This is a genomic window from Sphingomonas sp. NPDC019816, from assembly GCF_050274375.1.
Classification (GTDB): Bacteria; Pseudomonadota; Alphaproteobacteria; order Sphingomonadales; family Sphingomonadaceae; genus Sphingomonas.
This window is the reverse complement of the sequence record NZ_JBNNOB010000103.1, coordinates 1-14,402: the sequence shown is the minus strand read 5'-3', so window position 1 is coordinate 14,402 and position 14,402 is coordinate 1. Positions and strand designations below refer to the sequence as shown.

13 protein-coding genes and 1 tRNA gene are annotated in these 14,402 nt (G+C 66.3%); 3 read left to right on the top strand and 11 right to left on the bottom strand.

Going from position 1 to position 14,402, the window contains the following annotated elements:
* Positions 1–174: 174 nt before the first annotated feature.
* On the bottom strand, positions 175–909 hold the full coding sequence (locus ACQKJZ_RS14090; RefSeq protein ID WP_427731688.1) for a queuosine precursor transporter: 735 nt from the start codon (positions 907–909) through the stop codon (positions 175–177).
* 82 nt (positions 910–991) lie between these two features.
* Between ACQKJZ_RS14090 and ACQKJZ_RS14085 the strand changes: the two genes are divergently transcribed.
* A tRNA-Arg gene (locus tag ACQKJZ_RS14085) sits at positions 992–1,068 on the top strand.
* A gap of 66 nt (positions 1,069–1,134) precedes the next feature.
* Here the strand turns inward: ACQKJZ_RS14085 and guaA are convergent.
* The 10 genes from guaA to ACQKJZ_RS14035 all read right to left on the bottom strand — a co-directional run bounded on the left by guaA (position 1,135) and on the right by ACQKJZ_RS14035 (position 10,140).
* Complete coding sequence (gene guaA / locus ACQKJZ_RS14080; RefSeq protein ID WP_427731686.1) at positions 1,135–2,688, bottom strand: glutamine-hydrolyzing GMP synthase; 1,554 nt, start codon at positions 2,686–2,688, stop codon at positions 1,135–1,137.
* A gap of 162 nt (positions 2,689–2,850) precedes the next feature.
* Positions 2,851–4,029 carry a DUF6055 domain-containing protein gene (locus tag ACQKJZ_RS14075; protein ID WP_427731684.1) on the bottom strand — a complete coding sequence of 393 codons (1,179 nt, stop codon included), beginning with the start codon at positions 4,027–4,029 and terminating at the stop codon, positions 2,851–2,853.
* Positions 3,990–4,616, bottom strand: coding sequence for a hypothetical protein (locus tag ACQKJZ_RS14070; RefSeq protein WP_427731682.1), 627 nt, complete (start codon positions 4,614–4,616; stop codon positions 3,990–3,992). The genes ACQKJZ_RS14075 and ACQKJZ_RS14070 overlap by 40 nt, the downstream gene beginning before the upstream one ends.
* Before the next feature lie 218 nt (positions 4,617–4,834).
* Positions 4,835–5,257, bottom strand: coding sequence for a 50S ribosomal protein L17 (rplQ, locus tag ACQKJZ_RS14065; RefSeq protein ID WP_312488928.1), 423 nt, complete (start codon positions 5,255–5,257; stop codon positions 4,835–4,837).
* A gap of 258 nt (positions 5,258–5,515) precedes the next feature.
* Positions 5,516–6,580, bottom strand: a complete 1,065-nt coding sequence (locus ACQKJZ_RS14060; RefSeq protein WP_183952706.1) for a DNA-directed RNA polymerase subunit alpha — start codon at positions 6,578–6,580, stop codon at positions 5,516–5,518.
* 88 nt (positions 6,581–6,668) lie between these two features.
* Complete coding sequence (gene rpsK, locus ACQKJZ_RS14055) at positions 6,669–7,058, bottom strand: 30S ribosomal protein S11 (protein ID WP_042486392.1); 390 nt, start codon at positions 7,056–7,058, stop codon at positions 6,669–6,671.
* A gap of 95 nt (positions 7,059–7,153) precedes the next feature.
* Positions 7,154–7,522 carry a 30S ribosomal protein S13 gene (gene rpsM / locus ACQKJZ_RS14050; RefSeq protein WP_183952705.1) on the bottom strand — a complete coding sequence of 123 codons (369 nt, stop codon included), beginning with the start codon at positions 7,520–7,522 and terminating at the stop codon, positions 7,154–7,156.
* A 158-nt stretch (positions 7,523–7,680) separates the two neighbouring features.
* A complete protein-coding gene (locus tag ACQKJZ_RS14045) occupies positions 7,681–7,929 on the bottom strand; it encodes a hypothetical protein (RefSeq protein ID WP_312488932.1) in 249 nt (82 codons plus the stop codon).
* 172 nt (positions 7,930–8,101) lie between these two features.
* Complete coding sequence (locus tag ACQKJZ_RS14040) at positions 8,102–9,451, bottom strand: ATP-binding protein (protein ID WP_427731678.1); 1,350 nt, start codon at positions 9,449–9,451, stop codon at positions 8,102–8,104.
* Complete coding sequence (locus ACQKJZ_RS14035; protein WP_312488934.1) at positions 9,448–10,140, bottom strand: response regulator transcription factor; 693 nt, start codon at positions 10,138–10,140, stop codon at positions 9,448–9,450. Before ACQKJZ_RS14035 ends, ACQKJZ_RS14040 begins: the two co-directional genes overlap by 4 nt.
* Positions 10,141–10,491: 351 nt before the next feature.
* On the opposite strand from ACQKJZ_RS14035, the gene ACQKJZ_RS14030 reads away from it, so the two are divergent.
* Positions 10,492–11,958, top strand: coding sequence for a diguanylate cyclase domain-containing protein (locus ACQKJZ_RS14030; RefSeq protein WP_427731675.1), 1,467 nt, complete (start codon positions 10,492–10,494; stop codon positions 11,956–11,958).
* A gap of 60 nt (positions 11,959–12,018) precedes the next feature.
* On the top strand, positions 12,019–14,190 hold the full coding sequence (locus tag ACQKJZ_RS14025) for a primosomal protein N' (RefSeq protein ID WP_427731673.1): 2,172 nt from the start codon (positions 12,019–12,021) through the stop codon (positions 14,188–14,190).
* Positions 14,191–14,402 lie beyond the last annotated feature (212 nt).

Sequence of the window (14,402 nt, the reverse complement as noted above, 5' to 3'; positions counted from 1 at the left end):
CCTCCCCTGAAGGGGAGGGGCTCGCGCTGACTCAATGCCATGTCATCACGGTCTATACCACGCCAATGGCAGACATAGCTTGGCTGCCGCCAGATAGGACACCTCTGCGTCCTACGCACCTCCGCGCGAACCCAATCTCTCAAACCCTTCGCGCCATCGCGGCTTCGCGTGAACTCAAACCTTCGCCCGGAACGGCGAAAAGTCCGTCCCCTCATCGAACACATCCACCCCCTCGGCGCGCTTCAGCCAGCCGACGATCAGGTACGTCACCGGGGTCAACAAGACCTCCCAGCCGACCTTCAGCGCCCATTGCGTGAACAGCACCACGACCACCAGATGCGTCGTCCAGCCTTCCGCCCCCCAAAAGGCCAACGGATAGAAGATCAGGCTGTCCACCCCCTGCCCCACCAGCGTCGAGCCAATGGTGCGCGACCACAAATGCCGCCCGCCCGTCCACACCTTCATCCGCGCCATGACATAGGCATTGGCGAACTCGCCTGCCCAAAAGGCGCAGACACTGGCGAGAACGATGCGCGGCACCTGTCCGAAGATCACCTCATAGGCCGCCTGGTTGGTCCAGGTCGGCGCCGGGGGGAGCGCCACCACCACATAGCTCATGAAGGCCATGAACAGCACCGCCGCCGTCCCCGCCCAGATCACGCGCCGCGCGCGGGCATAGCCATAGACCTCGGTCAGCACGTCGCCGATGACATAGCTGAGCGGAAAGAACAGGATGCCCGCCCCGAACGGCCATTGGCCGACGAGTGGCAGGGTGATGACCGCGACCTTGCCCGCGCCGATGACGTTGGAGAGGAGAAGGATGGTCACGAACGCGGCCATCACGAAGTCGAACCAGCGGAACGCGCCCCGTTCCATATCGCGCGCCGCCACGATTCGCTCTGCGCTCATGCTCAATCCCCCTCTGGCCCGACGGGTTCGTTTATCGCCATTCCCTTGGGCTGCAAACCGCGCTAGGGACGCCGCCATCCGCGCGTCCGTAGCTCAGTTGGATAGAGCAAGGAGCTTCTACCTCCTCGGTCGGGGGTTCGAATCCCTCCGGGCGCGCCAATACCGACGATTGACGAAAAAGCGCCCCGGTATCGGCCGGGGCGCTTTTTCCTGATGTCTAAGCGGTCATTCCCACTCGATCGTGCCGGGCGGCTTGCTGGTATAGTCGTACACGACGCGGTTGATGCCCTTCACCTCGTTGATGATCCGGGTCGTCACGCGCGGCAGGAAGTCGCCGGGAAAGTCGAAGGCCTGCGCGGTCATCCCGTCGACCGAGGTCACGGCGCGCAGCGCCAGCACCGAGTCGTAGGTCCGGCCATCGCCCATCACGCCGACCGAGCGCACCGGCAACAGCACGGCGAACGCCTGCCAGATGGCGTCGTACAGCCCGGCGTTGCGGATTTCCTCCAGATAGATGGCATCCGCCTTGCGCAGGATGTCGCACCGTTCCTTAGTCACCTCTCCCGGGATGCGAATGGCGAGGCCCGGTCCGGGGAACGGGTGGCGACCGACGAACACATCGGGCAGGCCCAGCTCACGGCCGAGCGCGCGGACCTCGTCCTTGAACAACTCGCGCAGCGGCTCGACAAGCTTCATGTTCATGCGTTCGGGCAGACCGCCGACATTGTGGTGGCTCTTGATCGTCACCGACGGGCCGCCGGTGAAGCTGACGCTCTCGATCACGTCGGGGTACAGCGTGCCCTGCGCCAGGAACTCGGCGCCGCCGATCTTCTTGGCCTCGGCCTCGAACACGTCGATGAAGGTCTTGCCGATGAACTTCCGCTTGGCCTCGGGGTCGGTGACGCCGGCCAGGCCGCCCATGAACTGCTCCTGCGCGTCCACATGAACCAGCGGGATGTTGTAATGGCCGCGGAACAGGCTGACGACCTGCTCGGCCTCACCCTGACGCAGGATGCCGCCATCGACGAACACGCAGGTCAGCTGGTCGCCGATCGCCTCGTGGATCAACAGCGCCGCCACCGACGAGTCGACCCCGCCGGAAAGACCGCAAATCACCCGGCCGCTGCCGACCTGCTCGCGGATCTCGGCGATCTTGGCCTCGCGGAATTCGGCCATCGTCCAGTCGCCGGTCAGCCCGACGACGTGGCGCGCGAAATTGCCGATCAGCTTGGCGCCATCGGGGGTGTGGACGACCTCCGGGTGGAACTGCATCGCATAGATGCGGCGTTCGTCATTGGCGATGATCGCATAAGGCGCGCCGGGGCTGGTCGCCACCACACGGAAACCCGGCGCCAGCGCGGTCACCTTGTCGCCATGGCTCATCCACACCTGATGCCGCTCGCCCGTCGCCCACAGCCCGTCGAACAGCGCGCAGCCGTCCTCGACGGTGATGAACGCCTCGCCGAACTCGCCGCTGTCGCCCTTCTCGACCTTGCCGCCCAGCTGCTCGGTCAGCGCCTGCTGGCCATAGCAGATGCCCAGCATCGGCAGGCCGCTGTCGAGAATGGCCTGCGGGATGCGCGGCGAACCAGCATCAACCACCGAGGCGGGGCCGCCCGACAGGATGACTGCGGCTGGCTTGATCCGCGCGAACGCCGCTTCGGCCGATTGGAAGGGAACGACTTCGCTATAGACCCCCGCTTCGCGCACGCGGCGCGCGATGAGCTGGGTGACCTGGCTGCCGAAATCGACGATGAGGATGCTGTCCGGGTGCTCCATGGCGGTCCGATAGCGATGTCTTGGGCGAAATACTACCGGGGTGTTGGATGGCCTTTGAAGGTGTGTCCATGGCGCTTGCGTGCGACCTGCCCCAGGCGAAAGGGGCGCCCCGTCGCCGGCACGCCCTCTCCCCCCCCCCGGAAATCCAGCCCGCTCCCCTGTTCAGCAGGGGCGGCCATATTCCTCATTGCCGTTGGTGTTGTAATTCAGCGTCCATGTATTGGGCGCGACATTGGCGGCGCAGGCGGCCGGGTCCCCGGTCGGCGCGGTGGCACCCGTGATATTGACCCGGTAGGGGAATTTGGTGCCGGTAACGGCGCCATCGCCTTGCCAGCCCAGCGTTTCATAGGCGCCCGGCGTCGCGGTGACGGTCAGGAACAGCTTGCCCCCCTGCGGCACGGTGCGCGAGACGGTGGCGCTGTTGGTGCCCGACACCGCGCCCAGCGGCGAATAGGTCACCTTGGTGCCGTTCTCGATCGCCACGATCGCGAAGCGCCACGCGGCCTGGTTGGCGGTGGTACGGCCGGTCAGCCTGACCTGCACCGTCCCGCCCGTCGGCGTCAGCGGGATCACGTGCGTGCCGAATTCCAGCAGCGGACGCGCGGGCGAGGACAGATATTGGTTTGCGGTTGAGGTCTGGGCCAGGGGCGCATGGAAATGCGAGGCCCAGGTCTGGGACGTGGACGCCATCATCGCGTCGGTCAGGGCACGCTGGTCGATAAAGTCCATCCCCGCCAGCCGCGCGCCATACCAGCCCATGTCGTTGGCGAAAGAAGCAAAACCGTTGGGATAGGTCCCAGCCTCCTGCCCCAACCGGACGAACGTCTGCATATAATCCTCGGTCGTGCCCCCCGTGCCGTTGCGCCGGTTTTCCGTCCAGCTGCGCCAGACCAGCGCGCGAGTCGTATCCTGTTCGTACAGGAAGGACATGAAGGCCTGTGCGCCATAGCGCGCGATCGACCAAAGCGGCCCATTCTCCAGATTGTTGAGATAGGAGGGCATGAAACCCTCGAAACTGGGCGACAGGACATAGGCATTCCATTCCGCCCCGACCTCCCAGATCGGCCCGGCATCGGGCTTGTCCCGGAAACCGCCGGTGTGAAACTGGATGACATGACCGAATTCATGGGTCGAGGTCACGCCACCATCCAAGAGGTAGGGTGCGCTGACCCACATCGCGCTTTCGCCCGTGGCGCCGCAATCGCCCATGTCACCATCGCCGGAGAAGGGCAGACCGGTGCCACAGATATACATGTTGATCTTCTTGCGGTCGGCGGCGTCGCGATAGGGCATGGGGGCGTTCAGAATGTCGCGGTTCCACAGCCAGATCGTCTCCGCCAACGACCCGAATTTTCGACGAACTGGTCCCAGCCGATATTCGCATCCCGCGCCCAGCGATGGCTGAACCCGTCCGTGTTCACCCCGTACCACAAGGTGAAGTGCTGCGTTTCGACCTTGCGTACCGTACCGGCCGCCAGTGCGTCCCGACTGGTCGGTTCATGGTCGTAATCGGTGGCGTAGCTGGCGGTATCGTCCGGCATGGGATGCCGGGCCGCCTCCTGCTCGATCACCGCGACATCGTCCCCCGACAGGGAGGACAGGCGGAAGCGGCGACGACAGCCATCGGCCATCTCGAATTCCGCGACGCGACTGCTTTCCCCAAGATCGGCGCCATAAGCCCAGATGAGCCGAGCCTGAAAGGCCGGTCCGAATGCGGTGCCCGGCACCCGATAAGGCTGATCCGGTGCATTGGCCGAAGCGGGCGTCCAGCTGCGGACAGGCAGCGTGCCCCAGGGCCTGCTGTTCGACGTCGCCCGGCATCCGGTGACGGAGGACCCAACGGCGGCGGCGGTGGCCACGGGGCCATCGGCGGTGATGCGATCGCCATCCCCCGACCCGCACGCCGCCAGCAAGAGGGCCGGAGCCAAGCCATAGATCCTGCGCATATCGCCACCCCCTCGATCGTCATTTGCAGATGCAAGACGTTTTATCGCTCAAACATGAAGGTATATCGGATACTATTATCTCGCAAGAGGCTTCGAGAATGCGGCGGTTTGGCAGGCGAAGCCGTGGCATATCATGAAAAAGGGCCGCGCCATCGCTGGCGCAGCCCCCTTTCGAAGGTGTCTCGAAAGACGCGCGGGAATTACGCGGCTTCGTCGAAATCTTCCTCGTTCATGACCGGACCCGAATCCTGGCCCTTCGCCGAGACGTCGCGGTCGACGAACTCGATGATCGCCATCGGCGAGGCGTCCGACGCACGGATGCCGGCCTTGATGATGCGGGTATAGCCACCGTTGCGGTCGGCATAGCGCGCTGCCAGAACGTCGAACAGCTTCACCAGCTGCGCGTCGTCGAGCAGGCGGGCATGCGCCAGACGACGGTTCGACAGGCCGCCCTTCTTGGCCAGCGTCACCAGCTTTTCGACATAGGGACGCAGTTCCTTCGCCTTGGCGACGGTGGTGGTGATCTGCTCATGCTTGATGAGCGCGGCCGACATGTTGCGGAAAAGCGCAATACGATGGGCCGAGGTACGCTGCAGCTTACGGCCGCCGACGCGATGACGCATGGGTAGTTCCTTCGTTCGTTAAGGGGCCGTGTCACGGTACCCCAGAGCTGGTAGCGATTAAGGCTGCTACCTTCGCCTATTCAAATCCTCCCCATCACCGATGGGGAGAGGGACCGTCGCGAAGCGATGGTGGAGGGGCCGGACCGAAGGGTCGGATCACGGCGAAGCCGCGATCCTGACGTCGAATGGGCCGCCCTGGGGCGGCCCACCGGCCAGGCTTTCGCCGTCTCGCGGATAGCATGGCTATCCGCGTGCGGCTCAGCCCATGATCTCCTGTTCCAGCTTCTTGGCCATTTCCTCGATATTCTCGGGCGGCCAGCCAGGGATTTCCATGCCAAGGCGCAGACCCATGGACGACAGCACTTCCTTGATCTCGTTCAGCGACTTGCGGCCGAAATTAGGAGTGCGCAGCATCTCGGCTTCGGTCTTGCCGACCAGATCGCCGATATAGATGATGTTGTCGTTCTTGAGGCAGTTGGCCGAACGCACCGACAGTTCCAACTCGTCGACCTTCTTTAGGAGGTAACGGTTGATCTGCTGCGCGTCGCTCTGCGGCTCGCCACCGGCGACCGGGATCGCCGCCTGGCCCACGGGAGCCGCGCGGGTGAGCGCCGAGTCGTCGAAGTGCACGAACAGCGCCAGCTGGTCCTGGAGGATGCGCGCGGCATAGGCCACGGCGTCTTCCGGGGTGACGGTGCCGTCGGTCTCGACCGAAAGCGTCAGCTTGTCATAGTCCAGGTCCTGACCGACGCGGGTCGGGTCGACCTTGTACGACACCTGGCGCACCGGCGAGTAGAGCGCATCGACCGGGATCAGACCGATCGGCGCATCGGCCGGACGGTTGGACGCGGCGGGGACATAGCCCTTCCCGATGTCGGCGGTCAGCTCCATGTTGAGCGTCGCACCTTCGTCGAGATGGCAGATCACCAGGTCCTTGTTCATGACCTCGATATCGCCCGACACGGCGATGTCGCCGGCCTTGACGGTGGCGGGGCCGGTCGCCGACAGCTGGAGCCGCTTGGGGCCTTCGCCCTGCATGCGGATGGCGAGCTGCTTGACGTTCAGGACGATGTCGGTGACGTCTTCACGCACACCGGCCAGCGACGAGAATTCGTGCAGCACGTTTTCGATCTTGATCGAGGTGACCGCCGCGCCCTGGAGCGACGACAGGAGCACGCGACGAAGCGCGTTGCCCAGCGTCAGGCCGAAGCCACGCTCCAGCGGTTCGGCAACGAACGTCGCCTTCCGCTTGCCATCGCCACCCTTTTTCTCGAGCGCGTTGGGCTTCTTGAGTTCCTGCCAGTTCTTTGCGTTGACAGACACGTGGTTCCCCTGAGTTATGGGCCGGAACGGGGACGGTTCCAGCCGTGGAGAGAGGCATGGCCGACTCGTCAGCCGGCCATGGGAAGCATCAGACGCGGCGACGCTTGGAAGGCCGCACGCCGTTGTGCGGGATCGAGGTCACGTCACGGATCGAGGAGATCTGGAAACCGACCGCCTGCAGCGCGCGCAGCGCCGACTCGCGGCCCGAACCCGGGCCCTTCACTTCGACTTCCAGGGTGCGCACGCCGTGCTCGGCGGCCTTCTTGCCGGCGTCTTCCGCTGCGACCTGCGCCGCATACGGGGTCGACTTGCGCGAGCCCTTGAAGCCCATCATGCCGGCCGACGACCACGAAATGGCGTTGCCCTGCGCGTCGGTGATGGTGATCATGGTGTTGTTGAAGCTGGCGTTCACATGGGCGACGCCGGCGGTGATGTTCTTGCGCTCGCGACGGCGAATGCGCTGCGGTTCACGTGCCATTAGGTGATAATCCTGACCTGATATCCAGATGCGGAGAGCGGCGGGCGGTCAGCCACAAGCCTGCCTCCGGCGGAGTAATTCGTCCCCCGGACGAATTACTTCTTCTTGCCTGCGATCGGCTTCGCCTTGCCCTTACGGGTGCGCGCATTGGTGTGCGTGCGCTGGCCGCGAACCGGCAGGCCCTTGCGGTGACGCAGGCCGCGATAGCAGGCCAGGTCCATCAGGCGCTTGATGTTCATCGCGGTCTCGCGGCGAAGATCGCCTTCCACCGTGTGATCGGCGTCGATGGTCTCGCGGATCTGCAGGACTTCCTGGTCCGACAGGTCCTGGACGCGGCGGTCCTCGGCGATGTTCAGCTTGGCGGAGATCTGCTTCGCCTTGGCCGGACCGATGCCGTGGATATAGGTCAGCGCGATGATCACGCGCTTGTTGGTCGGGAGGTTAACACCCGCGATACGTGCCATGAAATTTGTTCTCCTAGCTCCACGAAGCATGGCATGGCCGCACACGCTTCATCTCAACGCGATGGTTCCGCCACGCGGAAGGGCGACGCACGCAAGTCGCGCGTCGTTCAACCGATGGTGTTGGAAGGACGGTCCGTTAAGCCCCGCGCAACACCCTGTCAAGCGATCGGTTCCACAAACTTGGTCGATTGGAGGCGCTTGAGCGTCCACCAGCGGCGGAAGGACACGATCGCCCACACGATCTCCACCACCCCGAACGGCCACGCGCCCTGTAGAAAGCCATAGGCCGACCCCGCGATACAGCCCAGGACGAAGCCCAGCGTCCACCAATGCGACCCCGCCTCCATCGCATAGCAGACCAGGGTGAAGGACACTGCGGCCAGACCGAACAGGGAAAGTGAATCCATGGGGACCGGCTCTAAAGCGCTGGGGACATTGGGCAAGAGCAATCCTCCCCGGCACGGGGAGGTGGCAGGGCGTCAGCCCTGACGGAGGGGGCCTCCCTCATGGGGTCACCCTCGCGGCACGGCCCCTCCACCACCGCTTCGCGGCGGTCCCCCTTCCCGCTCGCGGGGAGGATCAGGGAATCACCAACCGCGCAATGAGCCCGGGACCATTGTCCCCCAGCTCGAACCGCCCGCCGTGCAGCCGTGCCACCGCCTCGATCAACGCCATGCCCAGCCCAGCGCCCGGTGTCGTCCGCGCGGTATCGAGGCGTCCGAACCGCTTCAGCGCCTGCGCCCGGTCCGCCTCGGCGATGCCGGGGCCGTGATCCTCGACCTGGAAGAAAATACCCACACCGACGCGCGACAGGCGCAGCGTCACCTGCCCGCCCGATGCGCCATGCTTCAGCGCATTGTCGATCAGGTTGGACAGCGCCTGGCTCATCAATTCGCGGTGCAGGGGTAGCGGCGCTGGCCGGTCCTCGACCTCGATCAGGAAGCGCAAACCCGCATCCTCGGCGACCGGGGCGTAAAGCTCGCCGATCTCCTCGACCAGGTCGGCGGGCGCGACCAGCGTGAAGCGGTCGCGGGTCACCGATTCGGAACGGCTGATTTCGATCACCATCGTCAGCATCCGCATGATGAGATCGGTCTCGACCAACAGGCCGCCTAGCGCCGCCTCGCGCTGCGCAGGGTCGGCGATCAGCACCGCCTGCTCGGTCTTGGTGCGCAGCCGGGCGAGCGGCGAGCGCAGATCGTGCGCCAGGCTGTCGGTAACGACGCGCAACTCGGCCATCAACTGCTCGATCTTGCCGAGCATGGCGTTCAGCCGCACCGCCAGCCGGTCGAAGGCATCACCGTCGCCCGCCCGGATCAGCGACACGCGGCGCGACAGGTCGCCCTCGCCCGCCGCGTCCATCACCGATACGATCGTGTTCAGCCGCCGCGCGACATAATGGGCCAGCACCAGCCCGGTGCCGGCGCCCAGCATCAGCGACAGCATGACGGCCAGCGCCAGTGCGCGTTCGATCGCGATCTGCTGCGCCTCGATCAGGTCGAGCGGGCGCCCGACCAGCAACCAGTCGCCGCCGATGGGATGCAGCGTATAGCCCGCCTCGCGCGACGCCCAAACCCCGCCGCGCCCCAGCATGGCGATGCGGAACGGCGTGTCGGCCAGCGGTACGGCGAGATGCTCGGGCGCATAGCCGGCCACCCGGTGCCCCCTTGCATCGAAGATGGCGAGGACGAGCGTCACGTCACCCGGCTCGCGCGCCTCGGTGATCGCGTCGGCCAGCGCCGGCAGCGCGCCCGTCCGCCAGACCGCGCGCAACGCATCGGCCTGCTCAACGATCTCGCGGTGAAGCGCGGCCACCGCATCGGCGCTGGTCTGTTTCCAGATGAAGCCGACCAGCACCAGATTGGACGTCAGCGCCAGGATGATCGACAGCAGCGCGATCCGCGCCGAGATCGTCAGCCGCGGCTTCACCCCTCCACGGCCAGCCGATAGCCGGCACCGCGCACCGTGTGCAGGATCGGCGTGGCGAAGCCCTCCTCCAACTTGCGGCGGAGCCGGCCGATATGGACGTCGACCACGTTGGAGCCTGGGTCGAAATGATAGTTCCAGATCTTCTCCAGCATCATGGTGCGGGTGACGACCTGCCCGGCATGACGCGCCAGGAATTCCAGGAGATTGAACTCGCGCGCGCCGACCGGGATGATCTTGCCCGCGCGCGTGACGGTGCGTGCCAGCAGATCGATCTCCAGATCGCCGACGCTCAGCTTGGTCCGGGTCGGCTCCGACGCGTTGCGGTCCGATCGGCGGACGAGCGCCTCGATCCGCGCCGACAGCTCGGCGAAGGAAAAGGGCTTGCACAGATAATCGTCCGCCCCGGCCTTCAGCCCGTCGACCCGGTCGTCCACCGTCGCCAGCGCGGACAGGATCAGCACCGGCGTGGCGATCCCCGCCGCGCGGATCGCGCTGACCATCGCCAGCCCGTCGAGGCGCGGCAGCATCCGGTCGGCGATGATCAGGTCGAATATGCCCTCGCTCGCCAGGAACAGACCGTCGCGGCCATCGCCGCACTGCTCGACGGCATAGCCCGCCTCCGCCAGCCCCTTGGCGACATAGGCGGCGGTCGAGGCGTCATCTTCGACGATCAGGATTTTGCGACTCATCGATTATCTGCTCCGGCATCGGACGAGTTCGTGTCAATCGCGATCGGCCCGGATCGATCACTTGCGCGCAGATACCAGCGAAAGGCCGGCGGAAAGCACGCTCTCCGCCGGCCCCGACGGCACCCCCGGGAGTGTCGGGCGCCGAGCTTTGTGAACTCGATGTCCGGTGGCTACCGCCCCCCGGCCTACCCCCGGGTGACCGGAACATGAAAAATGCGTCATCACTTTCAGGGGGTTAGAGGGATCGGATGCGCGCGTTGTCGCTTTAATGGGGGAAACGGGGCCCGGCCCCGGACGACAAACATTGGATTTTTTTGTTTTCGGTGGGTTTTATACTATGCTGCTTCGACCATGACGGCCGTTCCCTTTCCGACGCCTTTCGGCTTTGACGAAGAACGCAGGCTGGCGACGCTGCAGGCCCATGCCTTGCTCGACAGCGAGCCCGAGGCGGAGTTCGACGCGCTCGTCTCGCTGGCCGCCGACATGCTGGGATGTCCGCTGGCCGCGCTCACCCTGGCCGATCGCGACCGTTTCTGGGTGAAGTCGGCGGTCGGCCCCCTGCCCAAGCAGATGCCGCGCGACGTCGCCTTTTGCGATTTCACCATTCGCTCGCCCGATCTGATGATCGTGCCCGACCTGTCGAGCGATCCGCGTTTCGCCGTCAATCCCTTCGTCGCGGCCGATCCGGGCACGCGCTTCTATGCCGGCATGCCGATCCGGGTGCCTGACCTGGACGGCACTCTCCAACCGATCGGCTCGCTTTGCGTCATGGACGATTCGCCGCGTTCGCTGAGCGCTGCGGGCGAGCGGACCCTGCGCCATCTCGCCCGTCTGGCCGAAGCGTTGATCGCCGCCCGCGCGATCGCCCGGCGCGCCAACATGATGGCCGAATTCAGCGACCGCCAGGCCGAGGAACTGCGCGCCAAGGATCGCAACGTCCGCCAGGTCGAGCGGCTGGCGATGATGGGATCGTGGCACATCGCGCTGAAGGACCGGCGAGCGACCTGGTCGGACGGCGTCTATCGCATCCATGAACTGCCGCCGGGCCGGCATTTCTCGATCGACGAGGGCCTGTCCTATTATCCGCCCGAGGCACGCGGGGTCCTGCGCTCGACCATCGAGAACACGGTCGAGACCGGCGACCCGTTCGACATCGAACTGGACTTCATCACCGCCATGGGGCGCCGGAGGCGGGTGCGGGTGATGGGCGAGCGCGAGATGGTCGACGGACGCGTCCATGGCCTGGTCGGCATGTTCCAGGACGTGACCGAACGTCATGCCCTGGAGACCAAGCTACGTCATATGGCCGACACCGACGCGCTGACCGGCTTGTGCAACCGCGCGGCCTTCGACCGCGCGCTGGAGGCCGCGATCGGCGAGGCGGCGGCAGCGGACGATGCTCCGCTCGGCCTGGTGCTGATCGATCTGGACGGGTTCAAGGCGATCAACGACACGCTGGGCCATCCGGCGGGCGACGAAGTCCTGCGGATGGTCGGCAATCGCCTGCGTTCCGATTGGCTGGCGACGTGTTTCGTCGCGCGGCTCGGTGGAGACGAGTTCGGCATCATCGTCCGCGACCCCGCCATGCTCGCCGCGCAGGACATGATGCAGGCTCGGCTGGAGGCGCTGCTCACCGTCTCGATCACGGTCGGCGGCATCACCATGGCGTGCAGCGGAACGGTCAGCGTCACGCTGCGGCCGGAGGATTGCCGGAACACGCGCGATTTCATGCACCATGCCGACAGCCGGCTCTATGGCGCCAAGCGCCTGCGCACCGGCGAACGGCGGCGTGGTGGGGATCGGCGGCGCAGCGCCTGATCGGACATGCTGGCGGTCGGGACCTTTCCCAACGCCGCCGCATGCCCATATAGCGAGGCGATGTCCTCGCGTGCCCGCGTCCTTGTCCTGAACTCCGCGCTCGGCCCCCTCGATTACCGCGTGCCGCATGGCATGACGGTCGAGCCGGGTTCGATCGTCGTCGCGCCGCTGGGCCCGCGCCAGCTGCTGGGCGTGGTATGGGAGCCCGATCGGATGCCATCGGACGCGGAGGTCGGCGACAATCGCCTTCGACCGCTGCTCGGCGTGGCCGATGCGCCACCCCTGCCCGACGCGCTGCGCCGCCTGATCGAGTGGACGGCCGACTATTATCTTGCGCCGCCAGCTGCCGTCGTGCGCATGGCGCTGTCCTCCACCTCCGCGCTGGAGGGCGCGCGCACGGTCACCGAATATCGCGTCACCGGCCATGTCCCCGACCGCCTGACCCCGCAGCGTGCCCAGGCGCTGGAGCGGATCGGCGACCGGCAGGGCCTGATCCGCGAGTTGGCTACGATGGCCGATGTCTCCGACACGGTGATCCGCGGCCTCGTCAAGACCGGCGCGATCGAGGGGGTCGAGGTCGATATCGACAGCCCGTTCCCCCTGCCCGACCCGAACCATCACCGCCCCGAGCTGTCCGAGGATCAGCGCGCGGCAGCAGACACGCTGGTGGCAGGCGTCACCGCCCATGCCTTCCAGCCGGTGCTGCTCGACGGCGTCACAGGTTCGGGCAAGACGGAGGTCTATTTCGAGGCGGTGGCGCAGGCGGTCGCCGAGGGGCGGCAGGTGCTGGTCCTGCTCCCCGAAATCGCGTTGACCGAGCCGTTCCTCAAGCGCTTCCACGATCGCTTCGGCTGCGAACCGGTGGCGTGGCATTCCGGGCTGCGGTCCTCGCAGCGGCGCCGCGCCTGGCGCGCGATCGCCAGCGGCCAGGGGCTGGTAACGGTCGGCGCGCGCTCGGCGCTGTTCCTGCCCTATGCCAATCTCGGCCTGATCGTCGTCGACGAGGCGCATGAGACCAGCTTCAAGCAGGAGGACGGCGTTCATTACCACGCGCGCGACGTGGCGGTGATGCGCGGCAAGTTCGAACCGTGCCCGGTCATCCTCGCCTCCGCCACCCCCGCCATCGAGACGCGGCAACAGGTGGCGCTGGGCCGCTATACCGAGGTCAAGCTGCCCGGCCGCTTCGGCCCCGCGCAGATGCCGACGATCGAGGCGATCGACCTGATCCAGAACCCGCCCGAGCGCGGCCGCTGGATCGCGCCCAAGCTGGTCGCCGCGATGAAGGAGGTTCTGGAGAAGCGCGAACAATCGCTGCTCTATCTCAACCGGCGCGGCTATGCCCCGCTGACGCTGTGCCGAACCTGCGGGCATCGCTTTCAATGCCCCAATTGCACCGCCTGGATGGTCGAGCATCGGCTCGTGCGGCGGCTGGCCTGTCACCATTGCGGTCACGTCCTGCCCACCCCGCGCGCCTGCCCCGAATGCGACGGCGAGGATACGCTGGTCGCCTGTGGCCCCGGCGTCGAGCGGATCGCGGACGAGGCGACCGCTTTGTTCCCCGAGGCCAAGATCGCGGTCGTCACGTCCGACACCATCTGGTCCCCCGCCAAGGCAGCCGAGTTCGTCGGGCGGATGGAGGCGGGCGATATCGACATCGTCGTCGGCACGCAGCTGATCACCAAGGGCTATCATTTCCCCAACCTGACACTGGTCGGGGTGATCGACGCCGATCTGGGACTGGACGGCGGCGATCTGCGCGCGGCGGAGCGGACATTTCAGCAGATCCGGCAGGTCTCGGGGCGGGCGGGGCGTGGGGCCAAGCCGGGTCATGTCTTCATCCAGACGCATAGCCCCAAGGCGCAGGTCATGCAGGCGCTGGTGACCGGCGATGCCGAAGCGTTCTATACGGCGGAGACCGAGGCGCGGCGCGATGCCGATGCGCCGCCCTTCGGCCGCTATGCCGCGATCATCGTATCGTCGGAGGATCAGGGCGCGGCGCAGTCCGCCGCCGGGATGATCGCGCGCGCGGCCCCGAAGGTGGACGGGATGCACGTCTTCGGCCCTGCGCCCGCGCCGTTGGCGATGCTGCGGGGGCGGCATCGGTTCCGGTTACTGGTCCATGCCCGGCGCGCGCTGGCGGTGCAGGATGTGATCCGCGAATGGCTGGGCGGGCTGGAGTGGTCGGCCAAGGTCCGCGTCGCCGTGGATGTGGACCCATATAGCTTTTTGTGAGCGTCACTTCTTCCTCCCCTCCCGCAGGCGGGAGGGGTCGGGGGAGGGAAAGCCACAAGCGATGGTCTCTGCGAGATCCCGTGCCCTCCCCAAACCCCTCCCGCCTGCGGGAGGGGCTTACGGCATGTGGCGGTGGTTTCCCTTGGCCTTCGACTTCGCTCAGGCTGAACGGGGACTGGGAAATGGCGGCCATCAACCCGCCCCGTTCAGCC

Excerpts from the sequence above, each read along its gene's own strand:
- guaA (WP_427731686.1), bottom strand. The coding sequence starts at position 2,688 with ATGGAGCACCCGGACAGCATCCTCATCGTCGATTTCGGCAGCCAGGTC.
- ACQKJZ_RS14045 (WP_312488932.1), bottom strand. The coding sequence starts at position 7,929 with ATGGATTCACTTTCCCTGTTCGGTCTGGCCGCAGTGTCCTTCACCCTG.
- ACQKJZ_RS14030 (WP_427731675.1), top strand. The coding sequence starts at position 10,492 with ATGACGGCCGTTCCCTTTCCGACGCCTTTCGGCTTTGACGAAGAACGC.
- ACQKJZ_RS14035 (WP_312488934.1), bottom strand. The coding sequence starts at position 10,140 with ATGAGTCGCAAAATCCTGATCGTCGAAGATGACGCCTCGACCGCCGCC.
- rpsM (WP_183952705.1), bottom strand. The coding sequence starts at position 7,522 with ATGGCACGTATCGCGGGTGTTAACCTCCCGACCAACAAGCGCGTGATC.
- ACQKJZ_RS14090 (WP_427731688.1), bottom strand. The coding sequence starts at position 909 with ATGAGCGCAGAGCGAATCGTGGCGGCGCGCGATATGGAACGGGGCGCG.
- ACQKJZ_RS14025 (WP_427731673.1), top strand. The coding sequence starts at position 12,019 with ATGTCCTCGCGTGCCCGCGTCCTTGTCCTGAACTCCGCGCTCGGCCCC.
- rpsK (WP_042486392.1), bottom strand. The coding sequence starts at position 7,058 with ATGGCACGTGAACCGCAGCGCATTCGCCGTCGCGAGCGCAAGAACATC.
- rplQ (WP_312488928.1), bottom strand. The coding sequence starts at position 5,257 with ATGCGTCATCGCGTCGGCGGCCGTAAGCTGCAGCGTACCTCGGCCCAT.